This is a genomic window from Labilibaculum sp. (assembly GCF_041595635.1).
Taxonomy (GTDB): Bacteria; Bacteroidota; Bacteroidia; order Bacteroidales; family Marinifilaceae; genus Labilibaculum.
On sequence record NZ_JBFHJW010000004.1, the window covers coordinates 1 to 26,278 of the forward strand.

The following is a 26,278-nucleotide window of genomic DNA, read 5'->3' on the forward strand; positions in this document are numbered from 1 at the left end:
CTATTCATGCTGATACTCAAAAAGACAGTTTAATTTACACTCCATCCTATTTTTACCTGGGACATTTCTCCAGATACATTCTACCTGGAGCAAAAAGAGTAAGCAATTCGGTAAGCAATAGTTTTCTGCAAAGCACTTCATTTATAAACGAAGATGGAAGCCTTGTAAATGTTGTGATGAATTCTTCGGAAGAAGCAATCAATTATAAATTATATGTTGGAGCTGCAACAGCAGCAAGCATTAAAATACCGGCAAGAGCCATTCAAACCATTATCTTATAAAACGAGCCTACAACTTTAAAACTTAACTTATAATAAATGAAAAGATTATCATTTATAATCATCCTACTAAGTCTAATGGGAACAAATCAACTTCTAGCTCAGAACAAAGCTACAGACAAAAAAATAGAAAAAATACTACAGCAACTCACTCTAAAAGAAAAGCTTGACATGTGTCATGCACAATCGAAGTTTAGTTCGAAAGGAATTGCAAGACTTGGAATTCCAGAACTTTGGATGTCAGATGGACCCCATGGAATACGCCCCGAAATTTCGTGGGACAGTTGGGAACATGCTGGCTGGACAAATGATTCCTGCACCGCCTTTCCTGCCTTAACTTGTTTAGCGGCCACTTTCAACCCTGAAATGTCTTACAAATATGGAAAAGCGATTGGCGAAGAAGCTAGGTACCGAAAAAAAGATATTCTTTTAGGTCCGGGAGTGAATATTTACAGAACCCCGCTGAATGGAAGAAATTTCGAATACATGGGAGAAGATCCTTATTTGGCCTCAAAAATGGTGGTTCCTTACATTCATGGCGTGCAGGAAAATGGCGTTGCAGCCTGTGTAAAACATTACGTTTTAAACAATCAGGAACACTGGAGAGATCACATTAATGTGGAAATCAGCGACAGAGCCTTGTACGAAATTTACCTACCCGCATTTAAAACAGCCGTTCAGGAAGGTAAAGTATGGTCAATTATGGGAGCTTACAATCAATTTCGTGGACAATATTGCTGCCATAATGAGCTATTGGTAAATAAAATTTTGAAGCAAGATTGGAATTTCGATGGTGTTTTGGTTACTGATTGGGGTGCAACCCACGATACCAAGGAAGCCGCTTTAAACGGATTGGATATTGAAATGGGAACGGGAACAGATGGATTGACCAGCTCGCTAAAAAATGCTTACGACAACTATTACATGGCAAACCCTTTGCAAAAAATGGTTGAATCTGGCGAGATTGACGAATCGGTAATTGATGATAAAGTAAGACGTGTTCTTCGTTTGATGTTCCGAACCAACATGAATTCTTCTCGCCCGTTTGGTAGTATGAACAGCCAGGAACATTTCAATGTAGCCCGCGAAATTGCACAGGAAGGAATTGTCTTACTAAAGAATAAAAACAAGTTCTTCCCAATCGATCCAAATACAACAAAAAGCATTGCAATAATTGGTGAAAATGCAACCAAAATAATGAGTCTTGGTGGTGGTTCTTCCGAATTAAAAACCATTCACGAAATATCGCCGCTAGAGGGAATTAAAAAGCAATTTAAAAATGCCCAAATTCTGCATGCAATGGGATATGCTTCCGGTCCATCGGTTTATGGACGTGTGGTTTCTTCCGAATTAAACGCAGATTCTCTAAAGAATGAGGCAATTAAAGTAGCCGCTAATGCGGATATGGTTCTTTTCATAGGAGGATTAAATAAAAATCATCATCAGGATTGTGAAGGTGATGATCGTAAACAATTTGCCTTGCCATTCGGACAGAATGAACTTCTTTCTGAAATTTTAAAAGTCAACAAAAATACGGGAGTAATCCTAATTAGTGGAAACGCTGTAGAAATGCCATGGATTTCGAAAGTTGATGCAATTATGCAAACATGGTATTTAGGTAGCGAAGCAGGAAACGCCATTGCGGATATTCTTTCGGGAACAGTTAATCCATCAGGCAAACTGCCCTTCTCTTTTCCTGTGAAATTGGAAGATAATGCAGCACATTCTTATGATGAAATGTCTTATCCAGGAGATGGTGTTAAGCAAATATACAAGGAAGATATTCTAGTAGGTTACCGTTGGCACGATACAAAAAAAATCAAGCCGTTGTATGCTTTTGGCTACGGATTATCTTATACAAACTTCAAACTTTTAAATGCTAAAGCAGATAAAAGCACTTATCACGAAAATGATATACTAAGCTTAACTTGTGAAATTGAAAACACTGGCGACACAAAAGGATCTGAAGTAATTCAAGTTTATTCGAATGATATTGAAGCATCAGTTTTGCGCCCACTAAAAGAGCTAAAAGCCTTTCAAAAAGTTACCTTACAAGCAGGAGAAACAAAAACAGTACATCTCAAAATACCCGTAAAAGATCTCGCATTTTTCGATGATTCTATTATGGATTGGAATCTTGAAAAAGGTCAATTTAAATTACTGATTGGAAACTCCTCTCAAAATATTACAAAATCAATTACCATAACAGTAGAGTAAATCAGAGGAATGAGAAAACTAACTATATTATTGGCTAGCTGCCTCTTATTCACCTTCGCGTGCACCAAGCAGGAAAACAAGACCGATAAATGCGATCAGTTTGTCGATCAGCTGATGGCAAAAATGACTTTAGAAGAAAAAATTGGACAACTGAACCAATGTACAAGTAGGTGGGAAATGACGGGTCCGGCACCATCGAGTGAATACTCCCAAAATTTATTGGAAGACATTAAAAATGGAAAGGTTGGATCCATGCTAAATGTGAATGGAGCAAAAGCAACCCGAGAAGCACAAAAACTTGCTGTTGAAAATAGCCGTTTGGGAATCCCCTTGCTTTTCGGATATGATGTGATTCATGGCTACAAAACCATGTTTCCAATTCCTCTAGCAGAAGCATCGTCTTGGGAACCCGAATTAGCGAAACTTTCGGCTCAAGTAACCGCAAAAGAAACAGCTGCCTCTGGAGTACATTGGACCTTTGCACCCATGATGGATGTAGGAAGAGATGCCCGCTGGGGACGCGTAATGGAAGGTTGTGGTGAAGATCCTTATTTGGCCAGCATTTTTTCCGTGGCCCGCGTCAATGGCTTTCAAGATTCCGATCTTTCAAAAGACAACACCATAGCTGCTTGTGCCAAACATTTTGCAGGATACGCATTTTCGGAATCGGGAAGAGATTACAATACAGTAGATATTGGAAGTTATACACTTCACAATATCATTTTACCACCCTTCAAAGCAGTTGCCAAAGCAGGTGTAGCAAGCTTTATGAATTCCTTTAACTTGATTAATGGAACCCCATCAACAGCCAATTCGTACCTGCAGCGTGAATTGCTTAAAAAGGAATGGAATTACAAAGGATTCGTTGTTTCTGACTGGGCAAGTATCAAAGAAATTTCCACACATGGTGCTGCCGAAAATTTAAAAGAAGCCGCTCTATTGGCCATAAAAGCTGGTTGCGATATGGATATGGAATCTCATGCCTATCCCAAACATCTCGAAGAATTGATTCTGGAAGGCAAAGTTGATGAACAATTAATTGATGATGCAGCTCGCAGAATTCTAAAAATAAAATACAAACTGGGTTTGTTCATTGATCCATACAAATACTCAAATAAAAAACGCGAAAAAGAACTTGTTTACAATGAAGAAAACAAAGCTGTTGCAAGAACTGTTGCGAAACGTTCTATGGTTCTTTTAAAAAATAAGGATCAACTACTTCCCTTATCAAAAGAGATTAAATCAATCGCCGTAATAGGACCCTTAGCCGCTGATAAAGATATCCCTTTGGGTAGTTGGCGAGCCAAAGCAATGGAAAATTCCGCTGTTTCGCTTTTGGAAGGAATTCAAGTGGCAGTATCGCCAAAAACAAAAGTAAACTACAGCAAAGGATGCAATTTAAGCATTGGAAAGCGTGGTTTTAGAACCGAACTCACTTACGAGGAAAACAACAAATCAGAATTTCCTGCGGCCATAAAAGCAGCTCAAAATTCCGAAGTCGTTATCATGGCTCTTGGCGAGGATTGCTGGCAAACCGGTGAAGCTCGAAGCCAAACTGATATTCGATTAAAAGGACAACAATTGGAATTATTCGAGGCCATAAAAAAAGTAAATGAAAATATTGTTGTGGTACTAATGAATGGCAGACCCATTGCTATTCCTGAACTAGCCGAAAGTGCAAATGCAATTTTAGAAAGCTGGTTCCCAGGATCGGAAGCTGGAAATGCCATTGCTGATGTACTCTTTGGAGATTACAATCCGGCAGGAAAATTGACAATATCCTTTCCGCAAAATGTTGGTCAATGTCCAATTTACTACAATCACATGAATACCGGTCGACCTACGAAAGGTGGAAATGTATTTTGGTCTCACTTTACCGATTCACCAAACACAGCTTTATATCCTTTTGGTTATGGTTTAAGCTACACAAGCTTTGAATATGGTTCAGTTTCGATCAATAAAAATAATTTCACTAAGAAAGATTCAATTGAAGTAAGCTTTTCACTCAAGAATACAGGAGAATACGACGGAGAGGAAGTCGTACAACTGTACATTCAAGATCCAAAAGCAAAATATGCTCGTCCGATTAAAGAGTTAAAAGCATTTCAAAAAATTAAATTGAACAAAGGTCAAAGTGAACAAATTCGATTCCAACTAAGCTCTTCAGATTTGGGCTACTATTCTCCAGATGGAGAATTCTTAATTGAATCGGGAGCCTACAACATTTACGTGGGCACCAACTCACAGGAAGTACAAAAAGTTAATTTTACACTGATAAATTAATTGGTTTTATTCAGTAATAAAAGGCGAAAAACCAGATGGTTTTTCGCTTTTTATATGCAATTAAGACTTACAAAATGCAAATTAAAACATACGATTACGAAAAAATCAAATTCACCCAAAAATTATAAGCCTTATCCTTAACACATTGGATATTTAAAACTACTAAAGAGCATTAAATTCGGCATTTCTATTTCTTTTACTTAATTTTTTTATGTATTTTCAATCTAGAAAAAATGATCATTTACGGCTTTAAAATGCATTCCCGTACGGATAAAAGAGCCAACCATAAATAAACAGAATATTAACTTGTGCAGAAAGTTGCATACTAAAATATAGGAGGAATTGTGATGAACATGAAAATGCAATCCGTGGGCTTCAAAGTAGATAGTAAACTCGAAGCTTTTATCAATCAGAAACTAAAAAAACTAGAAAAATTAGATAGTACTATTACTGGTTATGATGTTAAACTAAATGTTGATAAATCAAGTACTAAAGAAAATAAAATTGTTGAAGTAAAAATTAAAGTTCCAGGAAGTGAACTTTTTGCTAAAAAGAAAAGCACTACTTTTGAAGAAGCTGCTGATTTAGTTTCTGAGGCATTAAGAACTCAGATTTTAAAATACAAGGAAATAAAATCCAATAAATAAAAATATATACCCTCTGCAATACAGAGGGTTTTTTTACCTACAATTTACCATCTTCCCTCTTCTAAACATTCTAATCCCTTTTTTATTTCCCCATAAAGCATACGATATCTCCACAAAATATCAAGAATACTTGCAGATTCCACCAGCATCAATTATTCTTTAAATCCAATGTCGTTATGTGTTCCATCGCAAAAAGGCTTATTTTTAGAAGCTCCACAACGACAGAAATAAGATTCTTTACCAAGAACATCACGATGTCCATCTGAAAAGATTAGCGTTATCGGGCCTTCCATTTTAATGGGACCATCCTTAACTACTTCTACTTTGTGTCCACTTTCAATAGCCTTCGGACCATCTGGGTCTTCTTCCACATCCTGACTGTTCATATAAAAAGACAATGCTCGGGAAGGGCATTTTTGCACTTGCTTAATGATCTCTTCTGTACTTGCCCCTTTTACCTTTACCCAAGGTCTGGTACCTGGTTGAAAAACTTCTGGCAAACCTTTACTACAAACCTCGGAATGACTACAGATGTCTGCATCGTAAACAACAGTTACTACTCCATTTGAATATTCCTTTTTTGAATTTTTCATATTTTGATTTTTACAGATTCTACACTTCAACAATTAATTTACCACATTTTTTTGAGATTGGTATAATTATTTTTGAAGAGAAATATCTGTGACCAACTGGGCAATCCCCTCATTCTGAAACCCCTGCAAAAACAGAGAAAAAGTTAACTTCAAAAAATATATTTAAGCTATAGAAAAGCACTTGCACATCAAAAAAATTGTTCTACTTTTGTCCCAGACTTTTCAGGGAAAACGCTTTTGAAAAGACTAAAAACAGACGGGTGTAGCTCAGTTGGCAGAGCACTGGTCTCCAAAACCAGGTGTCGGGAGTTCGAGTCTCTCCACCCGTGCAAAAAAAACCTTCCACAACGGAAGGTTTTTTTTATGCTAATATATGGCAATAAAAAAGCCATCATTACTGACAGCTTCTTTTCTTTTTACATATCCTTTAAGTAGTACTTTTCATTCTCATCCATCTCAATCATACCATTCCTCAGTTTATAATTAGGAATTTCACGATTTGATTTTTTAGAGTGAAATCGTTTTTTCTTCTCTGTTTGAGATTGATTTGATCTAATAGTTTTAGACATAACTTTAAATTTTAAACCTAAATATTTACTATCAAAATTTCATGCTTTAAATCAAAGAAAAAAAAATGAGAAAAAAAAATGAATCAATTAATTGATTCATTTTTTTTTAATAGGATATGCTTACAACAATTGCATGTCGTACAGTTTCTTATAGGCTCCATTTTTCCCGATCAATTCCTCATGATTGCCTCTTTCTACGATTTCGCCTTCATGAAAAACACAGATTAAATCGGCATTTTTTACCGTAGACAATCGATGGGCAATCACTACAGAAGTACGATTTTGCATGAGTTTATCCAAAGCATCTTGCACCAATCGTTCCGATTCGGTATCCAAAGCAGAAGTAGCCTCATCCAAAATCATAATAGGAGGATTTTTAAGCACAGCTCTGGCAATACTCAATCTCTGACGCTGACCACCAGAAAGCTTCCCTCCTCGGTCTCCAATATTTGTAAAATAACCATCTTCAGCTGCAGAAATAAAGTCATGAGCATTGGCTATTTTTGCAGCAGCAATAACATCTTCCATGCTTGCATTCTCAACTCCAAAAGCAATATTGTTAAAAATAGTATCATTAAAAAGGATGGATTCCTGATTTACATTACCCATCAATTCACGCAAATCCTTTATTTTATAGTCTCGAATATCTACTCCATCTACAAAAATTCCACCATCATTTACATCATAAAAGCGAGGTAATAAATCAACGAAAGTAGTTTTACCTGAACCCGATTGACCAACCAAAGCAATAGTTTTTCCTTTAGGAATTTCCAATTGAATATTCTTCAACACATCTTTTTCGCCATTGTATGAGAAAGTTACATTTCTATATTCAATTACTTCTCCAAATTCTTCAACCTGCTTAGCATCTGCTTTATCGACAATTATAGACTCAGCTCCCAAAATTTGATCAATGCGTTCCATTGCCGCCAGCCCTTTTTGAATACTGTAAAATGCTTTTGAGAATTCTTTTGCTGGATTAATGATCGAATAAAATACCACTAAGTAGGCAATAAAACCCGCACCATTCATACCTGTTTCATCATTCAAAATCAAACGGCCACCGTACCATAAAACAATCACTATTACAATTGTTCCTAAAAATTCACTAACTGGATGCGCAAGTATTCGTCTACGCATTAAGCTGTTCATAATACGACGATAATCGTTATTTTCAGCAGAAAATTTTTCTTTTACCTTATCTTCAGCTGTGAAGGCTTTAATAATTCGTAATCCAGAAAGAGTTTCTTCAATGGTCGAAAGTAAATCACCCATCTTGTTTTGTCCCAAACGAGACGTTTTTTTAAGACTTTTTCCTATTTGCCCAATAATAAAACCTGCAATAGGCAATAAAATGAAGCTAAAAAGTGTTAATTGAGGACTCATGATGATCATTGTCGTGAGATAAACAATAATCAAAACTGGATTTTTAAGAAACATATCCATTGAATTCATTATGGAATTTTCAACCTCTTGAACATCACCTGTAGTTCTTGCCATAATGTCACCTTTCTTCTCTTCTGTGAAAAAAGGAATTGGTAAGCTTACAATCTTATCGTAGATCTGGGTTCTCATATCTCTAACAACTGAATTTCTTATTCCGACAGTATGATAAGAACCTAAGTACGTAAACCCCACCTTGAATAGTGCTGTTATAATTAGAATAAAACCTACAAACAAGAGTGCTGAATCTGCACCATACTCTAATTTCATTTGAGTGGTATAGTAGTAAAAATTGTGCTTTAGAGAATCTATGCTTACTTCCCAAGGCACTAAATTATCAACTGGCTTTGCCATTTCAAACAGAATTTCCAGAACTGGTTGCATCATCACAAAAGAAAATACACCAAAAACTGCAGCGAGTAAGTTATAAACGAAACTCATTAATAAATCACTCTTGTATGGAGGAAGAAAACGTCGAAGGATGCAAATAAAATCTTTCATCGAGAAAAAATATATAGGTACAAAAGCTGACTGTTCACCAGCAAGCTGTTAAAATTCAGGCTGTAAAAGTGCAACTCTTACAGCCTATTTACAAAATTGTAATAAAATGTAACCCTTTAGATTCCTGTATAATTCTCAGGACTAATTGTCTTTAATTCAGCCTTTAAGCTATCACTTACTTCAAGAGTATCGATAAATTGAGCTATACTTTCTCGTGTAATATGAGTATTGGTACGAGTTAGAGCTTTTAGGGCTTCGTATGGGTTTGGATAACCTTCGCGACGAAGAATGGTTTGAACTGCTTCAGCCACAACCGCCCAATTCGCTTCCAAATCAGCTTTGAATGCCTCTTTCGAAATAATCAATTTATCTAATCCTTTTAGTAAAGATTTAAAGGCAATAATGGTATGTGCGAAAGGCACTCCTATATTTCTTAGTACAGTAGAATCTGTTAAATCACGTTGCAATCTGGAAACGGGCAACTTAGATGATAAATGCTCAAATGTTGCATTGGCTAATCCAAGATTTCCTTCCGAATTTTCAAAATCAATAGGATTTACTTTATGAGGCATTGCAGATGATCCTACTTCACCTTCTTTGATTTTCTGCTTAAAGTAATTCATAGAAATATAAGTCCAGAAATCACGATTTAGATCCACCATAATGGTATTAATCCTTTTCAGATTATCAAAAATGGCTCCCATATTATCGTAATTGGAAATTTGAGTCGTAAATTCTTCTCTTTCCAATTTTAAAATGTCGTTCACAAAATGGTTTCCAAACTCTTTCCAATCTGTATTGGGGTAGGCAACATGATGTGCATTAAAATTACCAGTAGCACCACCGAATTTTGCCGAACAAGGAACGCTTTTCAAAAGATCCAATTGCTTTTTCAATCTATACACATACACCTGAATTTCTTTTCCCAAACGAGTTGGAGAAGCAGGCTGACCATGGGTACGAGCTAACATCGAAATTTCTTTCCAATCTTCCGATAGGCTACTCAATTTACTAATCAATTCGTCCAATAAAGGGTAGTACACATAATGCACAGCGTCGCGCAAGGAATAAGGCGTTGCGGTATTATTAATATCCTGAGATGTTAATCCGAAGTGGATAAACTCCTTGTATTTTTGAAGTTTCAAAGCATCGAATTTCTCTTTTATAAAATATTCAACTGCCTTAACATCATGATTTGTTACTTGTTCTATGTCTTTTACCTTTTGAGCATCTTCAACGGTAAAATCGATATACAAACTACGTAAATCTGTAAATAGATTTTTATCGAAATCGTTCAATTGAGGAAGTGGAACTTCGCACAAAGCGATAAAATATTCAACCTCTACCAAAACTCTGTATCGCACTAAAGCATATTCCGAAAAATACTCTCCCAAAACGTCTACCTTATCACGGTAACGTCCATCAACCGGCGAAATTGCTGTCAAACTCTGCATTTCAAAAAAATTAAATGTCAATAATGGTTATTTAGAAACTCAAAGATAACTAAAAGCCGTGAGTCCCGAAAACTTTCGACCCATGATCTTGACTAGGGAAAATGGTAGAACGAAACATTGGAATGAATAATTTCCCCTTTTAACATCTAAATGCTATTTTTGTTAGGTCAGTTATTCATTTAACAAAATTTTATGAAATTTATTAAAGATTTTAGTTTTGGTTTGCGAACTTACACCGAAGCCATCCAGTATATTTTCAAGAAACAGCTCGCTTGGTTTTTCATTTTCCCAGTTCTTCTTAATATCATTCTTTTTTGGGTTGGATGGGATTATATTGGTCATTTAGCCCAACAATCACAGGTGTTTTTAGAAGGATGGTTGGATCTTGAGAACGCCAATTTTTGGGGATCCGAATTCCTAAAAGCAAGCATTGGGGGTTTTATCTGGCTAGTCTTTAAAATTCTATTTTTTCTGATTTTTGCCTATTTTGGTGGCTACATCATTCTGATTATAATGTCACCCGTATTTTCCTATTTATCCGAACGCACCGAAAAAATAAAAACAGGTAAAGATTATCCTTTTGAAATTGAACAATTTGCAAAAGACATCTTGCGAGGTGTACTTATTGCTATCCGGAATTTATTCATCGAATTGGCCTTAACTGTACTCATGTTTATCCTCAGCTTTATCCCTATAATCGGCTGGATATCTGCACTCTTCTTATTTTTCATTTCAGCCTATTTTTATGGATTTTCTTTTCTGGATTACGCTATTGAGCGCAAACAAATGAGCATCGGTCAAAGCATTCAGTTCATGAGGGAAAACAAAGGAATTGTAATCGCTAATGGTTTTGTATTCTCCCTCTGCCTTATCGTTCCTTTTTGTGGAGCTTCCTTATCAAGTTTTGCAGCTATTGTTTCGGTAGTTGCAGGAACACTCGCAGTAGATGAAATTTGGGAGAAAGAAAAACAGGAAGCAACAAAAATCAATAAAATCTAAACTTAATTCTTATCTTTCCTAGTAAGTACAGAATGCTTCTATAAATCATACAACAAAACAGTTAAAACAATTCTAACATGAATAAGATTAGTAGCTTTTTATTCCTTCTTCTTATTTTTTCCCAAAGCATTCAGCTTCGTGCTAATCAGGAAAAAGATAGTATTACAGATATCAATAAAACACAAGTTTACAAATTGGATATCAAAAGAGAAATTGGACCTGCTGCCTGGAGACAAACAAAAGATGCCCTAAAAGAAGCAAAAGAATCGAAAGCTGATCTCATTCTAATTCACATGAATACCTATGGAGGAATGGTGATTCATGCCGACTCGATTCGCACAGCTATTTTAAATAGCACTATTCCGGTATATGTTTTTATTGATAACAATGCAGCATCTGCTGGAGCTTTAATATCCATAGCCTGCGATAGCATTTACATGAGAACAGGAGCCAATATGGGCGCAGCAACAGTGGTAAATCAAACTGGTGAAGCCATGCCCGATAAATATCAATCATACATGCGATCTACAATGAGAGCTACTGCCGAATCGCACGGAAAAGATACGATAATCCAGAATGGGGATACCATCCTAAAGTGGCATCGAGATCCTCTTATCGCCGAAGCAATGGTTGATCCTAGAACCTATATTGAAAATATAATTGACACGGGTAAAGTATTGACTTTCACACCAGCTGAAGCCATTAAAAATGGATACTGTGAAGGAATAGCAAATAGTGTGGACGAAGTTCTGAAGAAAGCTGGTGTAGGTGATTATACACTAAAAACCTATCAGCCAAGTGGAATTGAAAAAATGATCGATTTCATGATCAATCCTGTTTTACAGGGAATTTTAATCATGATAATTATAGGAGGCATTTATTTTGAATTGCAGACTCCTGGAATTGGTTTTCCAATACTCGCCTCAGCAATTGCTGCTGTTCTCTACTTTTCTCCTCTTTACCTAGAAGGAATGGCCGAAAATTGGGAAATCCTTTTATTTGCTGCAGGAGTAATATTACTCTCTCTGGAAATTTTCGTGATTCCTGGCTTTGGCGTTGCCGGAATTTCAGGAATTATTCTTATGATTACTGGCTTAGCCTTGAGTTTGGTTGATAACGTAGCCTTTACCTTTGAAGAAAGACACATAAGAGCCTTACTAAGTGCCATAATGCTGGTTGTTTTCTCGATGTTTACTTCTATTCTGGGCTCAATTTACCTAAGTAAGAAACTATTTGCTAGCAATTCCTTTCTTGGACATTTGGCTTTAGGTGCCGTAGAAAAGTCAGAAGATGGCTATGTAAGTGTTGACATGACAGGCAAAACTCTAATAGGAAAAACAGCTACAGCAATGAGCGTTCTTCGCCCTTCTGGAAAAGTAATAATAGACAATCAGGTCTACGATGCTAAATCAGAAGATGGCTTTATTGACAAAAACACCAAACTAGAAGTAATTCGGTTTGAAACAGGACAAGTTTACGTTGTAAAATTGAACGAAAATGAAGCTGATTGATTCAAAGTAACTTCCTTGTACTGATCAAAATTAAACACCCCCCAGACAGCAAAATAATACATGAACTACCTTTATCATCTCATTGAAAGTACCGAAATAAACACAGAAACCATCTTTTTCAGATTGCTTTTTAGCTTTCTGATTGGATTTGTAATTGGCATAGAGCGCGAAACACACAAACAGCCAGCAGGCTTACGTACGCATGTTCTCATTTGTATGGGTTCTACTCTTATCATGTTACTTTCCATTTTTGTTCCTCAAACCTTCTCCGATTTTCAAAATGGAGATCCTGGACGTATAGCAGCGCAGGTAGTATCGGGCATTGGTTTTTTAGGTGCTGGAGCCATCATGAAATTTGGGGTCAACGTAAAAGGCTTAACAACTGCTGCCTCTATTTGGGTAGTAGCTGCCTTAGGATTAGCCATAGGCGCAGGAATGTATATGGGTGCAATTTTGGGAACCGCTATTCTTCTGATTGCTTTAGTTCTTCTCGATTTTTTAGAGAAAATGCTATTCCAAAGTAAATTTATTAAACGATTAACCATTTACACACACAATAATCAGGTAACCACAGAACAATTTCTTCCTATTCTGAAAAAATACAAAGTTGCAATTCGCACCATCGATTTGGAACATTCCTACGAGGAAGATAAAACCACTTACTCCCTGACGATTCAAATTTCTGAAAAAGTAAAATTAAAAGAGCTTAGCTCTGATTTGAGTAGTATTTCAGGAATTAAAAAGGTAAAATTGCAACAAATTCTTTAAGCACAAAATACCGAGACACAAAAGCAATGAATATACTATCTACCAATGGATTACTTGATTTTTCTCTCCTCGAAGAAATCACAAAAAAACCTCCCCTTTTCTCAAAAGACGATGGCAATTTCTGGCAGGATCCATACATTTCGGAGCATTTACTAAATGCTCATCTCGACGATGAATCGGATCAGGGATCGAGAAAGTATCAGGACATCCTACAATCGGTTCTTTGGCTAAGTAAATACCTAAACCTACCCGAAGACAGCAAGTTGCTTGATTTAGGCTGCGGTCCGGGTTTGTATAGCGAGAATTTTTACGGACAAGGATTTGATGTTACTGGAATTGACATCTCTCAGAACTCAATTGATTACGCCAGCGAACAAGCTGCCGAATTTCAATACCGAATCCATTACATCTGCCAAAACTATCTGGAAATTAATTATCAGCAAGAATTTGATGTCATTACTTTAATTTATGGAGATTTATGTGTTCTATCGCATAACGACAGGAACCTGCTTCTTCGCAAAGTTCAAAAAGCATTAAAACCCGGAGGTTTTCTCATTTTTGATGTATTCACCAAGCACTATTTCGATCGGAAAGAATCAGATCAATCGTGGTATATTAGTACAAAAGATGGCTTTTGGAGGGAAGAAGAACACCTTTTGTTACAATCTCATTTTAAATACAAAAAAGACAAGGTTAGATTGGATAGATACCACCAGATTTTAAAAGATGGAAGCATTCGAACTCATAATATCTGGCAGCACTATTTCTCACTAAATCGCACAATAACGATGATGGAAGAAAATGGATTTCAGATAAAAAATTATTGGTCTAACCTACAAGGAGAATCCTATAAAGAAACAAGTCCATGGATAGGGATGATCGCTCAAAAAAACTAATAAAAAAACTCCGATAGAAAATAAATTCTATCGGAGTTGACTATATAAACTGGTGGGTTTATTAATCCTTGTACATTTTATCGATGAGATGTTTATATTTTTCCTGAATTACCTTTCTTTTCAATTTCAAAGTAGAGGTAATTTCTCCGGCTTCAATCGAAAATTCTTTAGGAAGCAAAGTAAATTTTTTGATCTTCTCGAAGCGTGAAAATTCCTTCTGCATTTCTTCAAAACGTTTCTCGAAGAACTCAATAATTTGAGAATTTCCCAATAGCTCTTCAATGGTTTCGAAACCTATATTATTTTGCGTAGCGTATTTCTGAAGTGGTTCAATAGCTGGCACTGCCAAAGCAGTTACATATTTTCTACAATCTCCAATCACCGCTATTTGCTCAATAAACTGATCATTTACAAGGGTTTTCTCCAATTTTTGAGGAGCAACATATTTTCCTCCCGAAGTTTTCATCAGGTCTTTAATACGGTCAGTAATGGTTACCATGCCATTTTCGTCAATTTTTCCAGCATCACCAGTACAAAACCAACCATCTTTCATTACCTCGGCGGTAGCTTCAGGCTTTTTGTAGTAACCACGCATTACACCAGGTCCTTTCACCAAAATTTCATCGTTGTCACCAATTTTAATTTCGGTGCCCACAATAATTCGGCCTGTTGTTGTAAAATCAATATCCTTATCACCATAAAGGCAAACTGTTGCCATGGTTTCGGTTAAACCGTAACCCATTTTCACATTTAAGCCTGTCGCATGAAAATACTCAATAATATTTGAATCGAGAGGAGCACCACCACAAGGCATAAAATTGATTCTCCCTCCAAAAATATCTCGTAATTTACTCAACACCAATCTATCGGCAACTTTATACTTCATTTGCAAGGCCAAGGAAGATTCACTAGCAATACCGTTACATTCATTATTGTATTTACCACCTATTTTAATGGCCCACTGAATTAAAGATCGTTTTACCGATGATGCACTTTTGCTTTTCTCCTGAATGGCAGAATAAATTTTTTCATAAATTCGGGGAACCGTACACATTAAGGTAGGCTTTACTTCTTTCATTGCATCCCCAATTTTTTTCGGGTCAAGATTGAAATAAATTTCTATTCCGCGATGAAAACAATAAAAACACCAAATTCGCTCATAAACATGACTCAATGGTAAGAAACTGAGAGAAACATCCTTTTCCGACACATTCAATTCCTTGTCATGCGATATTAACACACTCGAAATATTATTGTGATCTATCATCACTCCCTTTGGTTCTCCAGTAGTCCCTGAAGTATAAATCAAAGTAGCCAGATCATCTAATTCTGCACTTGAAAAGCGCTCTTCGAACTGAGATCCAAGCTGTGATTTTTTTCCATAAATAAGGAATTCATCCCAATACATAGATCTATCGTAATCCGATAATTTCACATTTTTATCGAATACAACTACCATTTTTACGTGCGAAACACCTTTAATGGCTTCCATTGCACGATCGTACTGCTCCTGTTCCCCAACAAAAATAAGCTGAGATTCAGAATCTTCAATAATGTATTTTGCTTCCTTTGTTGAATTGGTTGGATAAATAGGTACAGTTACTCCACGAACACACATTATAGCAAGATCTGCTGTAATCCATTCAGGCATATTTTGAGAAAATATAGCAACCATTTGCTTTTCCTCAACACCCATTTCTAGTAAAGCTTTGGATACTTGTCGAACCTGCAACCCAAATTCAGTCCAGCTTACGCCAACCCATTCGCCACTTTGCTGATCCTTATAGTGCATAGCAATTCTATCGGCATATTCCTCTATCCGATTTCGAATTAACTTGCCCCAATGCTGATATTCCATAAACGTTTATTAATTGTAATGTGAGCGCAAAGATAGTGAATTTCCCAACTTTTAAAAGGTTTTCGATTGCAAAAGCTAAAAGCTAAAGTATTAAATATCATTAAAATAGAAAACACAGCACATGAAAAAGCAGAGCAATACCCTTACCTCTCAGTAGGTTATAAAAAAATGACCGTCAGCATAAATGCTTTGGTCATTTAACCTTTTGAAATCCCAAAACAATGGATATTATGCTCTAACGAACGTTAAAATCCAACATTTTCTCTCCTTCCAATTCTGCATAAAGATGATCTCCAATCTTAACCGGCCCCACTCCTTCAGGGGTTCCTGTGTAGATTAAATCGCCAATTTTCAGCGTGAAATACTGCGATAAGTAGGAAATTAAATAATCAATTGGGAAGATCATGTTCGAAGTATTACCTGTTTGCACCCGATTTTCATTCACATCCAAAGAAAAATTTAACTGATTCACATTTTGAAACTTATCCTTGGAAACAAATCGACTAATGGGAGCTGCTCCATCGAAAGACTTGGCTTTTTCCCATGGTAAACCCTTCTTTTTGCACTCAGCCTGAATATCGCGAGCTGTAAAATCGATACCCAAACCAATTTCCTCATAGTAACGATGTGCAAATTCGAGCGGAATATTTTTACCAACTCGACTAATTTTCACCACAAGTTCTATCTCATGATGAATATCTTTTGTAAAGTCAGGATAATAAAAGTCGTTGTTATTTTTCAGCAGAGCAGAATCGGGCATCATAAATACCACTGGCTCCTGGGGAACCGGATTATTCAGTTCCTTAGCATGATTCACGTAATTTCTTCCTATTGCTAAAATTTTCATATAGCTAGATTTACTTATTAAAACCTCTCAATTTAATTTCGGTAAGCACTTTTTTAGTGTACAAAGGGAAATCACTATTCATTACCCAAGAATAATAGCCAGGCTGATCAGACAAAACTTTTTCTACAGGCACACCTTTATTTTTACCAAAGTTAAAGGTTTCTATTCCATTCTCATCCATAATGATAAAACCAGCAAAATCAACATTATTGTTCTGCATAGAATATTTTGCCAAATACTCGATATCATTTTCCAAAACGTCATATTTATCAAGCTGCGACTTTAAAACTTCGTAAGTTGCTTTGGTATCGGCTTCGGCACCGTGAGCTCCTTCTAGATCTTTATTACAATAAAATTTGTAGGCAGCTACAAGGGTGCGTTGTTCCATTTTATGGAAAATCGTTTGAACATCCACAAACTTTCTTTTTTTCATGTCAAAATCGATATCAGCACGCAAAAATTCCTCTGCCAACAATGGAAAATCAAAACGATTGGAATTGTATCCTGCCAAATCGCAACCTTCCAAATATTTAGCAATCATCTTACCTACTTCCTTAAATTTTGGTTCATCCTTTACATCCTCATCACTGATACCATGAATAGCCGTTGATTGAGCGGGTATTGGCATTCCTGGATTAACACGCAAAGTTTTTACTTCCTCGTCGCCATTTGGATGTACTTTAACAATACAAATTTCTACAATACGATCTTTAGCAACATTAATTCCTGTTGTTTCAAGGTCAATAAAAGCAATTGGATTCTTTAAATTCAGATTCATGAGATTCTTATGTAATATTAGCTTTTTTACAAAAATATAAAACCCAACAGAACTATTCGTTCTGTTGGGTTACTTTATTTTGTAATCATTTATCTTTCTTAAGCGTTAATCATCATTGGCATCAACAACATCAACACGTCCTCGTCGGCATTTTCATTGTCGTAAGGAAGGAATATTCCTGCTCTTGTTGGATCAGACAGTTCCACCATCACATTCGAAGATGAGATGTTGGCTAAAATTTCCAATAAGAATACCGATTTAAAACCGATTTCCAATTCCTGACCTTCGTACTGACATTGTAATCTTTCTCGTGCGGAAATCGAGAAATCGATATCCTGAGCAGAAACAACCAATTCATTTGATTTCAATTCAAATTTAATAAGGTTACTTGCTGGATTTGAAAATACCGATACTCTCTTCAGTGTATTGTATAGTTCAATCCGATCGATGGTTAATTTATTTGGATTGGTTTTAGGAATTACTGAATTATAACTTGGGTAATTTCCCTCTACCAAACGACAAATAAGCTTGTAATTTGAAAGAGTAAAAAATGCATTTTTCTCATCAAATTCGACCTGAACAGGATTTGTTTCCTTAGGAAGAATATTTCGCAACAAAGAAGCTGGCTTCTTAGGCAAAATAAAAGAAGATGCTAATTCGGATCTTCCATCTAGTCTTTTATAACGCACCAATTTATGAGCATCAGAAGCAACAAAAGTAAGGTCGTTTGTTCCCAACTCAACAAATATTCCATTCATCACAGGACGAAGTTCATCATCAGCAGTTGCAAACAAGGTTTTATTGATACCTGTAAGCAACACCGAACTTTCTACCGAAATGCTAACTAAATTAGAATCTTGACGTTCTGGAAGCTTTGGGAAATCTTCACCATTTTGTCCCACAATACTAAAAATTCCATTTTGGGAAGTAATTTTTACTGCCAATGAAGACTTATCGATATCAAAAGTAAGTGGTTGTTCTGGAAATTCTTTTAAAGTATCAGTCAGAATCTTAGCTGGAAAAGCAATAATCCCTTCACCTACTGAAGTCTCTAGTGGAACCGTAGTAATTAAGGTAGATTCTAAATCCGAAGCAGTAGCGACCAATTGATCATCCTTTAATTCAAACAAAAAGTTATCGAGAATAGGCAAGGTGTTCTTACTACTAATAACCCGACTAATTGCTTGTAAATGACTTAACAATTCTGTACTTGATACTACAAATTTCATTTGCATAATATTTAAAAATTAACCGAAAATTCAAAATTTACGCCTCCATCCTAATAAAAAATCAATTAGAAAGAGCGTCAAATAATAAGTGGTGAATATACAAATTTATTAAGGAAACATGATCATATAAGTTCAAAAAACAGAGCTAAACCCGGTAAACGAACTCGGTATACAACTAGATAACTGTTATTTACCTTTAAAACTCATTCTAACACCACTGTGAAAATCATAAAAATAAAAATCGACAAAGGATTCTTTCCTTGGAAACTTTACTTTTAGGGAGGCAAAAATAGTATTTCTAAGCAATATTCTTCTGTTTCGATCCTGCAAATTTTCGTTTCCTAAAATAGAATCGAGCTACGGCAAAAAGCAGAAGGAGTAGCAAAGGAAGTAAGACATTCACTAACTGCCAAAACAATCGCTCCGATTGAATTTTAGTTTTGTTCAGCAAACGCAATTTCACCTCACGCGATCGCAATTGCATCCACCCTGTATCATCGCAGAGATAATCGACACAATTAAGCAGAAAGCTTCTATTTCCATAGGTGTTTTTAGTGTATCTATCGTAACCCAAAGCTTCTATTTGACGATTGCTCCCCACTCCTCTCACTCTATTCTTAATAATATCACCATCGGAAATTACAATCATTTTAGTGGCTACACTTTCCGATTTAAACTTCTCCCTATTCATTCCTTTCCAAATACGATTCTGAAATACTGAAGGAAAAACACCTTCGAGAAGAACGGCTATATTTTGCGAGCCTGCAGGAAAATCTGCAGCACTCATCTTTTTATTCACAATATTGAGACTAATTAATGCTGGAACTTTTTCGAGTCTTGAATAGTCAGAGCTTGCCAGTAAAACCTGTTTTGTAATCTGCTTACTATTTCCAACAAAATCGATAGAATTTGCAAATTCTGCTTTTACTACATTTAGTTTTCGAGTAATGGGATGCGAATCGGGAGCAGTTAGCAAGGGAGAATAATACCAGGGTGCAGGAGTAAATTTTGCTGGCTGGCCTGGCAATGCGGTTTGAACAGGAATCAACTGACTCTGAACATCCATCACCAAATCGGGATTAATTCTCACCCCATATTTAAACAGCTGATCTTCCATATTTAAAGGCTGAAAAAATGCCATAGTATTTTCCTTTGTTGTTAAGCTATCCATAGAGGCAATTACTTCGTCGACCAAGCACAACAACTTGCCACCATTCATCACATACTGATCTATATTGTATTTATCCTGTTCAGAGAACTCCTCACGAGGCTGAGCAATCACCAATGCAGAAAAGTTTGATTTTCCATCTGCTAAATCATGAGCTTTTATTCTTCTCACCTCATATCTCTGCAAAAGAGAAGCAGTAAAATCAGCAACTTGGTATTCATTTAATTCACCATGTCCAGTTAAGAAAGCAATTTCTTTGGGTTTTGTCTTTTGAAGCACCCGAATGGCCGAAGTTAACTCAAACTCTAGCTCTTCAATGGAATGATTCAGATTCTCATCGGAAGACAAATCGGCTACACTTTTCAACAGATTTACACTTGTCTCCTTCTCTTTATCATGAACAATAATTCCGGGAACAATCAATCTTTGATTCAAACTTCCATCAGTTGTTTTCTCCTGCAAATTAATAGGATTTAAACCACGATTAATCAGCTGATCGAAAAATTCCTGTCGCTTTTTCGGGTTTATAATATCTCCAGGACTTAGTAAGGAATAGGATATTCTAACATTAGAATAGGAAGCCATCTCATCGATCATTTCGAGAGAAGCCTTTTGCAATTTGATAAATCCGTAAGGCAAATCTCCCGAAAGATAAACTTCGAAATACAAATCCTTATTCAGATTTGCTACCAGCTCCTTGGTGTTATCTGATAAGGAATAACGTTTTTCGGACGTTAAATCCCAACGAAAAAAATACACTTGTAAAAGTTGAATTACAATTACCAAAGCCAGCAAAGAAATGAGTAATTGAAAAAGGTCTTTTAATTTTCTATTTTGTATCATAAAATTCACACAATTACCATTTACGACTTTTAAGAACTGTTTTTGTAAGCAAAAGAAAAGCCACAATAATTCCTATAAAATAAAGAAGATCTCGCGAATCAACTATTCCTCTTGAAATGGATCGGTAGTGCTCATTAATACCCATGGAAATAAAAAAGCCATTCAGCGATTCCGAGCTACCTATCTCGCCAAGATAATCGAAGCCAATGTAGAAAGAAAAGCACAGAATAAGAGCCAGTAAAAAGGCTACAATTTGATTACTCGTTAGGGAACTGGCAAATACTCCGATGGAAACATAAATTCCAGCCAAAAAGAAAAGACCAATAAAAGAACCCCAAAATGCTCCCGAATCGACACTACCAACAGGATTTCCCAAATAGTAAATAGAAAAAAAGTAGACCAAACAGAACAGCAAGGAAAATCCAACCACTACCAATCCTGCAAAATACTTGGCCAAAACAATTCCCATATCAGATATTGGGCGAGTGAGCAACAACTCGATGGTCCCCTGTTTTTTCTCTTCAGCAAATAAACGCATACAAACAGCCGGAATCAAGAATAAATAAATCCAGGGAGCCATTTCAAAAAGAACATCTAAATTAGCATAAGCGGTATCCAGAGGATTAGAATTCCCCGGAAACACCCATACAAATAAGCCCGTTGCAATTAAAAAAATGGAAAGAATTAAATATCCAGAAATAGAACTAAAAAAAGTACTGATTTCCTTACGAAGCAGTGAACGCATAAATTTTGATTCTTGTAAATATTCTTATTGTACAAATTTGCAAAATTATTCCACTTGAAAAAACTCTTTGGGAAATCAATTTACTTACATAAATTTGAACGTTTAAAATTACATTTCTATCAAACCGCATAAATTTCTTCGAGTTATTCGTTCTAATTTCTGAAGAAGTATCATGAATTCACTAATTTAGAATGAAAAAACCGTTCCTTGCTTTTATATTCTTTTTGATTTGCACCCAGTTAATTGCCCAAGAACAAACTAGTAAAAACAGAATTACTACAAGCTTTCGTTATCACTATGGATTTATTTTGCCTCATCACACATCCATTAGTTATTTGGTAAATGAGCGAATTTCGGCTATTGAATTGAATGTTGGCATAATTCCTTCCTCTAAAAAAAATTGGGCTCAATTGTACAAACAGCCAGAAATTGGCCTTGGCTTTTATCGTGGGAGCTTGGGAAACGACGAGGTTTTTGGCAATGTAAATGCAATATTTCCTTACATCAGCTTTCCCATTCTTAGCAATAAAAAATGGGCATTCGATACGCAATTGGGCTTGGGATTAGCCTACACAAAAAAACATTTTGATGCGGTAGATAATTATGCAAATATTGCCATCGGAACAAAATTCAATGCTTTTTTTAAACTACTTGCAAATGCGCGATATACACTTTCTTCCCATTGGAACATTCAGGGAGGAATTGGTTTTAATCATATTTCCAATGGAGCCACTAGCCTTCCGAATAAAGGATTAAATATGGTCACCAGTAATCTGGGAATTAATTACCGATTAAAAAATCAGAAAATAAAAAATAGAACCCCTAAGTTAAAAAAGAATCGATTGCCGAACAACATTCTTTTTGTATGGAACCACGGCTTAAAACAAGCTTCTGAAAATGATGCTCACAAATATTATAGTTCAAGTTTATCAGGAGCTTATTCCATTGGAATCAATCAAAAACAAAAAGTAGGCTTTGGTATCGACTTTTTTTACGACTGTGCTGCAAACCGAGGCAAATGGGATTATTCACCAGAAACTGGTTTTAGCGACCGATTCAGTCAGGCTGTATTTCTTTCTCATGATCTTGTAATTTCGAATCTAAGCATTATTGCCAACATTGGCGTTTACACTTACTACAAAACCGAACCTGAAAAGCCAATATATACTCGAATTGGGCTTCGTTATCAATTCAATAAGCATATTGTCGGAAATTTAAGTTTAAAAACTCATCTTGGCAAGGCTGATTTTATTGAATGGGGAATTGGTTATCAAATCACAAAAAAGAAACATGACAAATAAATTTCTACTAGCAATTGTACTGTTTTTAGGTTTCACTTCCTGTGAATCTCTAAATCCGTTTGAGGATGAAGGAGAATACACAGAACAAAAAGTTGACCTAAGTGGTGTTACGAGCATTCAGAATGATAACACCTTTGAAATAACATTGATTGAAGATGATGAAGAATACCTTTTATTAAAAGGAGGTGAAAATAAATTGGCAAAAGTATCGATTGAAATAGATGATAATCAAGCAGTAATAGATCACTCTCAAGACAATAATATCACCAATTTAGATTTAATTGAAGCTGAATTTCACCTCAAAAACCTTCAAACTATAAGTGTAAATGCACCTGCCGATTTTACTAGCAATGAAGAACTAAGCGGAAACAGGCTGAATATTAACATTACCTCACTTAGTGAATTGGTAGAGATGAATTTGAACCTACAATACGACAGTCTATACTTTCATGCCTATGGAAGTACAGCAGGAGGCTATGAATTTTCAGGCAGCTGCCCTACTGCCAGCTACGTTTTAAATGGAATCATTAATATTAAAGCCTCCACTTTGGAAAGTAATCAGGTAATCTTAGCTCAAAATGGAACTGGAGAAGTTCATGTTTGGGCAAACACTCTATTAATTGCAAACATATACAGCAGCGGCGATATTTACTACACAGGAAACCCTGAAATTGTAATCAACAGAATACAAATTAACAACCAAAGTCCAACGGCTGATGTGTTGCAGGAATAGTGAAAATTTCAATGCAAAGCCTATCTCTGCAAATCTTCATAAATCATCTTTGCAAAACGAGCCGAAGCTCCTGCTCCACCTAATTTTTCATGAAGTAATTGATAGTTGTAAAGCATTTCACTTCGATACTCTTTATCGAAAAGAATTCGATTGAGTTCCTCACTAATCATTTCCCGATTGCATGTCTGCTGTATCAGCTCCTTTACAATCAACTTATCCATTACTAAGTTTACTAAGGAAATGTATTTCACTTTCAGAAGTCGTTTCCCAATGGCAAACAGTAATCTTCCTCCTCCGGTGAGGTAACAAACCACTTGCGGAATGCGCAACAAAGCCGTTTCAAGAGTGGCCGTTCCCGAGGTAACAACAGCAGCATCTGCCTGTTGCAACAAATCATAAGTTTGTCCATACACAAACTCCACTTTCAACTCTCCCACTACCGAAGCATAAAATTCCTGCGTGATCGAAGGAGCTGCAGCCACAACAAACTGATGCTCGGGAAATGAGTCGACACATTCGAGCATTACAGGCAGAACACGCTCAATTTCCTGCTTTCGAGATCCGGCAAGCAAAGCAACAATAGGCTTTTCGCTCAGCTTATTTCTTTTGATAAAATCAGGAAAGACTTCCTCTTTATTGAGTCGATTCTCAATGGCATCCAACAAAGGATTGCCACCAAAACTCACCTCGTAATTGTGTTTCTGATAAAATTCTGTCTCGAAAGGAAAAATAGTAAACATTCGATCAACATAAGCTTTGATCTTTTTTACCCTACCTTCTTTCCAGGCCCAGATTTTTGGCGAAATATAGTAATGAACCCTAATCCCATGTTTCTTGGCAAACTTAGCCATGCGCAAATTAAAACCCGGATAATCCACAAGAATTAAAACATCAGGACGAAAATTCAAAACATCTTTTTCGCAAAGTGCAAAATTCGCTTTAATCTTACCTAAATTTTTTAACACAGTTAAAAACCCCATAAAAGCGGTTTCCCGATAATGTTTCACCATCTGTCCGCCTTGCGCTTGCATTAAATCTCCTCCCCAGAAACGAAAATCCGCTTCCGAATCCTGAACATTCAATTCCTTCATTAAATTAGAAGCATGAAGATCGCCAGACGCTTCTCCGGCTATGATGTAATATTTCATATTTTGAGACTTAAGACTTGAAGTTTGAGACTTATGTATTAACTCGAACCTAATTATTTACATTCCAAAACGAAAGACCATAATGACCAAAGAATACAAAATGGTTGCCAATAACACACCTCTTGCAGCTTTCAGTAAATCTGTTTTAATAAACAAAAAGAAAGAAATAATGTTTCCAAAATAGACGCCCAATGCCAATACTTTGGTATATAACTTATGAACCAACAAGCTATCCAGAAAAGTCTCTAAACTCATTTCTGCCTGAAATTTTATGGCATACACTAAAAAAATAGAAAGAAGCGGAACCAGCAAACCAATGATTAGGCCTAATGTTGTTGAATTAATCCTTGATTTCATAATCCCACTTTTTTAAGCCCTCAAGCAAGGCATGTGCTGTCATATCAATTTGAGTAGGAACCACAGAAGCAAATCCATTATGAATGGCCCATTCGTCGGTTTCCTCAGCATTGGGTTCTGCATTCTTAAAATATCCTGTTAACCAATAATAATCACCTCCAAAAGGATCTTGCCGATGATCAAACTCTTCCTTCCAACGGCCATCCGCCTGACGGCAAACACGTGTTCCTTTGATCTCTCCATCGGGGAAATTCACATTCAGACAAACACCATCGGGCAAACCATTTTCTACTAAATTGGCAAATATTTTACGACCATATTTTATCGATTGAGTAAAATCAGCATCGGCAGCAAATGCATTTAGCGAATAGCCAACAGAAGGAATTCCATTTAAACAGCCCTCTATAGTAGCGCCCATAGTCCCTGAATAGTGAACACTTACCGAAGTATTTGCTCCATGATTAATTCCAGAAACCAGAAAATCTGGTTTTCGTGGTAATATTTTATTCAAAGCAAGTTTCACACAATCAACCGGAGTTCCCTTACAACTATAAATATGAAGATTTTCGTCATCGCGAACCTTTTTAATTCGAATGGGCACCTCAACAGTAATGGAGTTCGATTTCCCCGAATTGGCACGATTGGGCGCAACAACATAAATATTTCCAAAATCTCTCACCATTCCAACTAAGGCTTTAATTCCTTTGGCATTTAAGCCATCGTCGTTGGTAACTAATATAATTGGTTTTTCTTTTACTTCGCTCATGACTTTATTTTGATAATCCTACAAATATATTCGAATTCGCTTCAAAAATCAATTTCAAAGAACACTTATTCAAAAAGTGTTTCAAAGAAAACGAAGTCCCCAATTTTTCCATAAAGAAAACAAAATGAAATTCTACACAGCATTCTGTTTTTCATCCCTTCGCCTATCGACACTTCCCCTAAAAAGAAGAATAAACAGCGAGCCTGAACAGCACCAAGATAAGTAAAGATGAAAGGTATTCAACCAAGAAGAACACAAAGGAATCCGCTATGAATACAAAGAATTTCTCGTACTTATTTAAAGCACATTACTTACTTGGTACTTGGAGGTAAAATTTCTACTTTTG

The 26,278-nt window shown here is 36.1% G+C and carries 23 protein-coding genes, 1 tRNA gene and 1 pseudogene; 12 read left to right on the forward strand and 13 right to left on the reverse strand.

Going from position 1 to position 26,278, the window contains the following annotated elements:
- The 4 genes from ABYT26_RS01985 to hpf form a co-directional block, all read left to right on the forward strand.
- Positions 1–281 (forward strand): glycoside hydrolase family 30 beta sandwich domain-containing protein (locus tag ABYT26_RS01985; protein ID WP_372751211.1); only part of this gene is annotated, 281 nt, incomplete at its 5' end.
- A 36-nt stretch (positions 282–317) separates the two neighbouring features.
- A complete protein-coding gene (locus ABYT26_RS01990; protein ID WP_372751212.1) occupies positions 318–2,495 on the forward strand; it encodes a beta-glucosidase in 2,178 nt (725 codons plus the stop codon).
- A gap of 9 nt (positions 2,496–2,504) precedes the next feature.
- Positions 2,505–4,778, forward strand: coding sequence for a beta-glucosidase BglX (gene bglX, locus ABYT26_RS01995; protein WP_372751213.1), 2,274 nt, complete (start codon positions 2,505–2,507; stop codon positions 4,776–4,778).
- Between the two features lie 347 nt (positions 4,779–5,125).
- Positions 5,126–5,425, forward strand: coding sequence for a ribosome hibernation-promoting factor, HPF/YfiA family (gene hpf, locus ABYT26_RS02000; RefSeq protein WP_372751312.1), 300 nt, complete (start codon positions 5,126–5,128; stop codon positions 5,423–5,425).
- 152 nt (positions 5,426–5,577) lie between these two features.
- On the opposite strand, the gene ABYT26_RS02005 is transcribed toward hpf, so the two are convergent.
- The gene (locus ABYT26_RS02005) at positions 5,578–6,018 is read right to left on the reverse strand and encodes a (4Fe-4S)-binding protein (RefSeq protein ID WP_372751214.1); all 441 of its coding nucleotides are present in this window, start codon (positions 6,016–6,018) and stop codon (positions 5,578–5,580) included.
- 256 nt (positions 6,019–6,274) lie between these two features.
- Here ABYT26_RS02005 and ABYT26_RS02010 point away from each other — a divergent pair.
- Positions 6,275–6,347, forward strand: a tRNA-Trp gene (locus tag ABYT26_RS02010).
- Between the two features lie 87 nt (positions 6,348–6,434).
- Here ABYT26_RS02010 and ABYT26_RS02015 read toward each other — a convergent pair.
- The 3 genes from ABYT26_RS02015 to purB all read right to left on the reverse strand — a co-directional run bounded on the left by ABYT26_RS02015 (position 6,435) and on the right by purB (position 9,985).
- Positions 6,435–6,587 (reverse strand): hypothetical protein, encoded by a 153-nt coding sequence (locus ABYT26_RS02015; RefSeq protein ID WP_372751215.1) that lies wholly within the window; start codon positions 6,585–6,587, stop codon positions 6,435–6,437.
- Positions 6,588–6,707: 120 nt separating this feature from the next.
- Complete coding sequence (locus ABYT26_RS02020; RefSeq protein WP_372751216.1) at positions 6,708–8,531, reverse strand: ABC transporter ATP-binding protein; 1,824 nt, start codon at positions 8,529–8,531, stop codon at positions 6,708–6,710.
- Between the two features lie 116 nt (positions 8,532–8,647).
- Positions 8,648–9,985 carry an adenylosuccinate lyase gene (purB, locus tag ABYT26_RS02025; RefSeq protein ID WP_372751217.1) on the reverse strand — a complete coding sequence of 446 codons (1,338 nt, stop codon included), beginning with the start codon at positions 9,983–9,985 and terminating at the stop codon, positions 8,648–8,650.
- Positions 9,986–10,177: 192 nt separating this feature from the next.
- Here purB and ABYT26_RS02030 point away from each other — a divergent pair, with 192 nt between their 5' ends.
- From ABYT26_RS02030 to ABYT26_RS02050, 5 genes and pseudogenes are all read left to right on the forward strand, one after another.
- Positions 10,178–10,984, forward strand: coding sequence for an EI24 domain-containing protein (locus tag ABYT26_RS02030; protein WP_372751218.1), 807 nt, complete (start codon positions 10,178–10,180; stop codon positions 10,982–10,984).
- Positions 10,985–11,061: 77 nt separating this feature from the next.
- Positions 11,062–11,439: pseudogene (locus ABYT26_RS02035) on the forward strand (nodulation protein NfeD); the annotation flags it as partial.
- A 171-nt stretch (positions 11,440–11,610) separates the two neighbouring features.
- Positions 11,611–12,495, forward strand: coding sequence for a nodulation protein NfeD (locus tag ABYT26_RS02040; RefSeq protein ID WP_372751313.1), 885 nt, complete (start codon positions 11,611–11,613; stop codon positions 12,493–12,495).
- A 60-nt stretch (positions 12,496–12,555) separates the two neighbouring features.
- Entirely contained in the window at positions 12,556–13,263 is a 708-nt protein-coding gene (locus ABYT26_RS02045; protein ID WP_372751219.1) for an MgtC/SapB family protein, read from the forward strand.
- Positions 13,264–13,289: 26 nt separating this feature from the next.
- A complete protein-coding gene (locus tag ABYT26_RS02050) occupies positions 13,290–14,159 on the forward strand; it encodes a class I SAM-dependent methyltransferase (RefSeq protein WP_372751220.1) in 870 nt (289 codons plus the stop codon).
- A 61-nt stretch (positions 14,160–14,220) separates the two neighbouring features.
- Here the strand turns inward: ABYT26_RS02050 and ABYT26_RS02055 are convergent, their stop codons facing one another.
- The 6 genes from ABYT26_RS02055 to gldF all read right to left on the reverse strand — a co-directional run bounded on the left by ABYT26_RS02055 (position 14,221) and on the right by gldF (position 21,627).
- Positions 14,221–16,017, reverse strand: coding sequence for a long-chain fatty acid--CoA ligase (locus ABYT26_RS02055; protein WP_372751221.1), 1,797 nt, complete (start codon positions 16,015–16,017; stop codon positions 14,221–14,223).
- A gap of 235 nt (positions 16,018–16,252) precedes the next feature.
- On the reverse strand, positions 16,253–16,864 hold the full coding sequence (locus ABYT26_RS02060; RefSeq protein ID WP_372751222.1) for a fumarylacetoacetate hydrolase family protein: 612 nt from the start codon (positions 16,862–16,864) through the stop codon (positions 16,253–16,255).
- Between the two features lie 10 nt (positions 16,865–16,874).
- Positions 16,875–17,642: an exonuclease domain-containing protein gene (locus ABYT26_RS02065; RefSeq protein WP_372751223.1), complete on the reverse strand. Its 768-nt coding sequence runs from the start codon at positions 17,640–17,642 to the stop codon at positions 16,875–16,877.
- A 98-nt stretch (positions 17,643–17,740) separates the two neighbouring features.
- The gene (gene dnaN / locus ABYT26_RS02070) at positions 17,741–18,871 is read right to left on the reverse strand and encodes a DNA polymerase III subunit beta (protein ID WP_372751224.1); all 1,131 of its coding nucleotides are present in this window, start codon (positions 18,869–18,871) and stop codon (positions 17,741–17,743) included.
- A 298-nt stretch (positions 18,872–19,169) separates the two neighbouring features.
- Positions 19,170–20,882, reverse strand: a complete 1,713-nt coding sequence (gldG, locus tag ABYT26_RS02075; RefSeq protein WP_372751225.1) for a gliding motility-associated ABC transporter substrate-binding protein GldG — start codon at positions 20,880–20,882, stop codon at positions 19,170–19,172.
- A gap of 13 nt (positions 20,883–20,895) precedes the next feature.
- On the reverse strand, positions 20,896–21,627 hold the full coding sequence (gene gldF, locus ABYT26_RS02080; RefSeq protein WP_372751226.1) for a gliding motility-associated ABC transporter permease subunit GldF: 732 nt from the start codon (positions 21,625–21,627) through the stop codon (positions 20,896–20,898).
- 191 nt (positions 21,628–21,818) lie between these two features.
- On the opposite strand from gldF, the gene ABYT26_RS02085 reads away from it, so the two are divergent.
- Positions 21,819–22,928 (forward strand): acyloxyacyl hydrolase, encoded by a 1,110-nt coding sequence (locus tag ABYT26_RS02085; RefSeq protein WP_372751227.1) that lies wholly within the window; start codon positions 21,819–21,821, stop codon positions 22,926–22,928.
- Positions 22,918–23,661, forward strand: a complete 744-nt coding sequence (locus tag ABYT26_RS02090) for a GIN domain-containing protein (RefSeq protein ID WP_372751228.1) — start codon at positions 22,918–22,920, stop codon at positions 23,659–23,661. The genes ABYT26_RS02085 and ABYT26_RS02090 overlap by 11 nt, the downstream gene beginning before the upstream one ends.
- Positions 23,662–23,681: 20 nt before the next feature.
- Here the strand turns inward: ABYT26_RS02090 and lpxB are convergent, their stop codons facing one another.
- From lpxB to surE, 3 genes are read right to left on the reverse strand one after another with little or no spacing between them, the layout of a single operon-like run.
- The gene (gene lpxB / locus ABYT26_RS02095; RefSeq protein ID WP_372751229.1) at positions 23,682–24,809 is read right to left on the reverse strand and encodes a lipid-A-disaccharide synthase; all 1,128 of its coding nucleotides are present in this window, start codon (positions 24,807–24,809) and stop codon (positions 23,682–23,684) included.
- A gap of 57 nt (positions 24,810–24,866) precedes the next feature.
- Positions 24,867–25,166 (reverse strand): hypothetical protein, encoded by a 300-nt coding sequence (locus ABYT26_RS02100; RefSeq protein ID WP_372751230.1) that lies wholly within the window; start codon positions 25,164–25,166, stop codon positions 24,867–24,869.
- Positions 25,150–25,932, reverse strand: coding sequence for a 5'/3'-nucleotidase SurE (gene surE, locus ABYT26_RS02105; RefSeq protein WP_372751231.1), 783 nt, complete (start codon positions 25,930–25,932; stop codon positions 25,150–25,152). The genes ABYT26_RS02100 and surE overlap by 17 nt, the downstream gene beginning before the upstream one ends.
- Positions 25,933–26,278: the final 346 nt, after the last annotated feature.

What these genes read in the sequence shown, in the direction of transcription:
- ABYT26_RS01990 (WP_372751212.1), top strand. Translation starts at nt 318, where the DNA reads ATGAAAAGATTATCATTTATAATCATCCTACTAAGTCTAATGGGAACA.
- bglX (WP_372751213.1), top strand. Translation starts at nt 2,505, where the DNA reads ATGAGAAAACTAACTATATTATTGGCTAGCTGCCTCTTATTCACCTTC.
- hpf (WP_372751312.1), top strand. Translation starts at nt 5,126, where the DNA reads ATGAACATGAAAATGCAATCCGTGGGCTTCAAAGTAGATAGTAAACTC.
- ABYT26_RS02005 (WP_372751214.1), bottom strand. Translation starts at nt 6,018, where the DNA reads ATGAAAAATTCAAAAAAGGAATATTCAAATGGAGTAGTAACTGTTGTT.
- ABYT26_RS02015 (WP_372751215.1), bottom strand. Translation starts at nt 6,587, where the DNA reads ATGTCTAAAACTATTAGATCAAATCAATCTCAAACAGAGAAGAAAAAA.
- ABYT26_RS02020 (WP_372751216.1), bottom strand. Translation starts at nt 8,531, where the DNA reads ATGAAAGATTTTATTTGCATCCTTCGACGTTTTCTTCCTCCATACAAG.
- purB (WP_372751217.1), bottom strand. Translation starts at nt 9,985, where the DNA reads ATGCAGAGTTTGACAGCAATTTCGCCGGTTGATGGACGTTACCGTGAT.
- ABYT26_RS02030 (WP_372751218.1), top strand. Translation starts at nt 10,178, where the DNA reads ATGAAATTTATTAAAGATTTTAGTTTTGGTTTGCGAACTTACACCGAA.
- ABYT26_RS02040 (WP_372751313.1), top strand. Translation starts at nt 11,611, where the DNA reads ATGGTTGATCCTAGAACCTATATTGAAAATATAATTGACACGGGTAAA.
- ABYT26_RS02045 (WP_372751219.1), top strand. Translation starts at nt 12,556, where the DNA reads ATGAACTACCTTTATCATCTCATTGAAAGTACCGAAATAAACACAGAA.
- ABYT26_RS02050 (WP_372751220.1), top strand. Translation starts at nt 13,290, where the DNA reads ATGAATATACTATCTACCAATGGATTACTTGATTTTTCTCTCCTCGAA.
- ABYT26_RS02055 (WP_372751221.1), bottom strand. Translation starts at nt 16,017, where the DNA reads ATGGAATATCAGCATTGGGGCAAGTTAATTCGAAATCGGATAGAGGAA.
- ABYT26_RS02060 (WP_372751222.1), bottom strand. Translation starts at nt 16,864, where the DNA reads ATGAAAATTTTAGCAATAGGAAGAAATTACGTGAATCATGCTAAGGAA.
- ABYT26_RS02065 (WP_372751223.1), bottom strand. Translation starts at nt 17,642, where the DNA reads ATGAATCTGAATTTAAAGAATCCAATTGCTTTTATTGACCTTGAAACA.
- dnaN (WP_372751224.1), bottom strand. Translation starts at nt 18,871, where the DNA reads ATGAAATTTGTAGTATCAAGTACAGAATTGTTAAGTCATTTACAAGCA.
- gldG (WP_372751225.1), bottom strand. Translation starts at nt 20,882, where the DNA reads ATGATACAAAATAGAAAATTAAAAGACCTTTTTCAATTACTCATTTCT.
- gldF (WP_372751226.1), bottom strand. Translation starts at nt 21,627, where the DNA reads ATGCGTTCACTGCTTCGTAAGGAAATCAGTACTTTTTTTAGTTCTATT.
- ABYT26_RS02085 (WP_372751227.1), top strand. Translation starts at nt 21,819, where the DNA reads ATGAAAAAACCGTTCCTTGCTTTTATATTCTTTTTGATTTGCACCCAG.
- ABYT26_RS02090 (WP_372751228.1), top strand. Translation starts at nt 22,918, where the DNA reads ATGACAAATAAATTTCTACTAGCAATTGTACTGTTTTTAGGTTTCACT.
- lpxB (WP_372751229.1), bottom strand. Translation starts at nt 24,809, where the DNA reads ATGAAATATTACATCATAGCCGGAGAAGCGTCTGGCGATCTTCATGCT.
- ABYT26_RS02100 (WP_372751230.1), bottom strand. Translation starts at nt 25,166, where the DNA reads ATGAAATCAAGGATTAATTCAACAACATTAGGCCTAATCATTGGTTTG.
- surE (WP_372751231.1), bottom strand. Translation starts at nt 25,932, where the DNA reads ATGAGCGAAGTAAAAGAAAAACCAATTATATTAGTTACCAACGACGAT.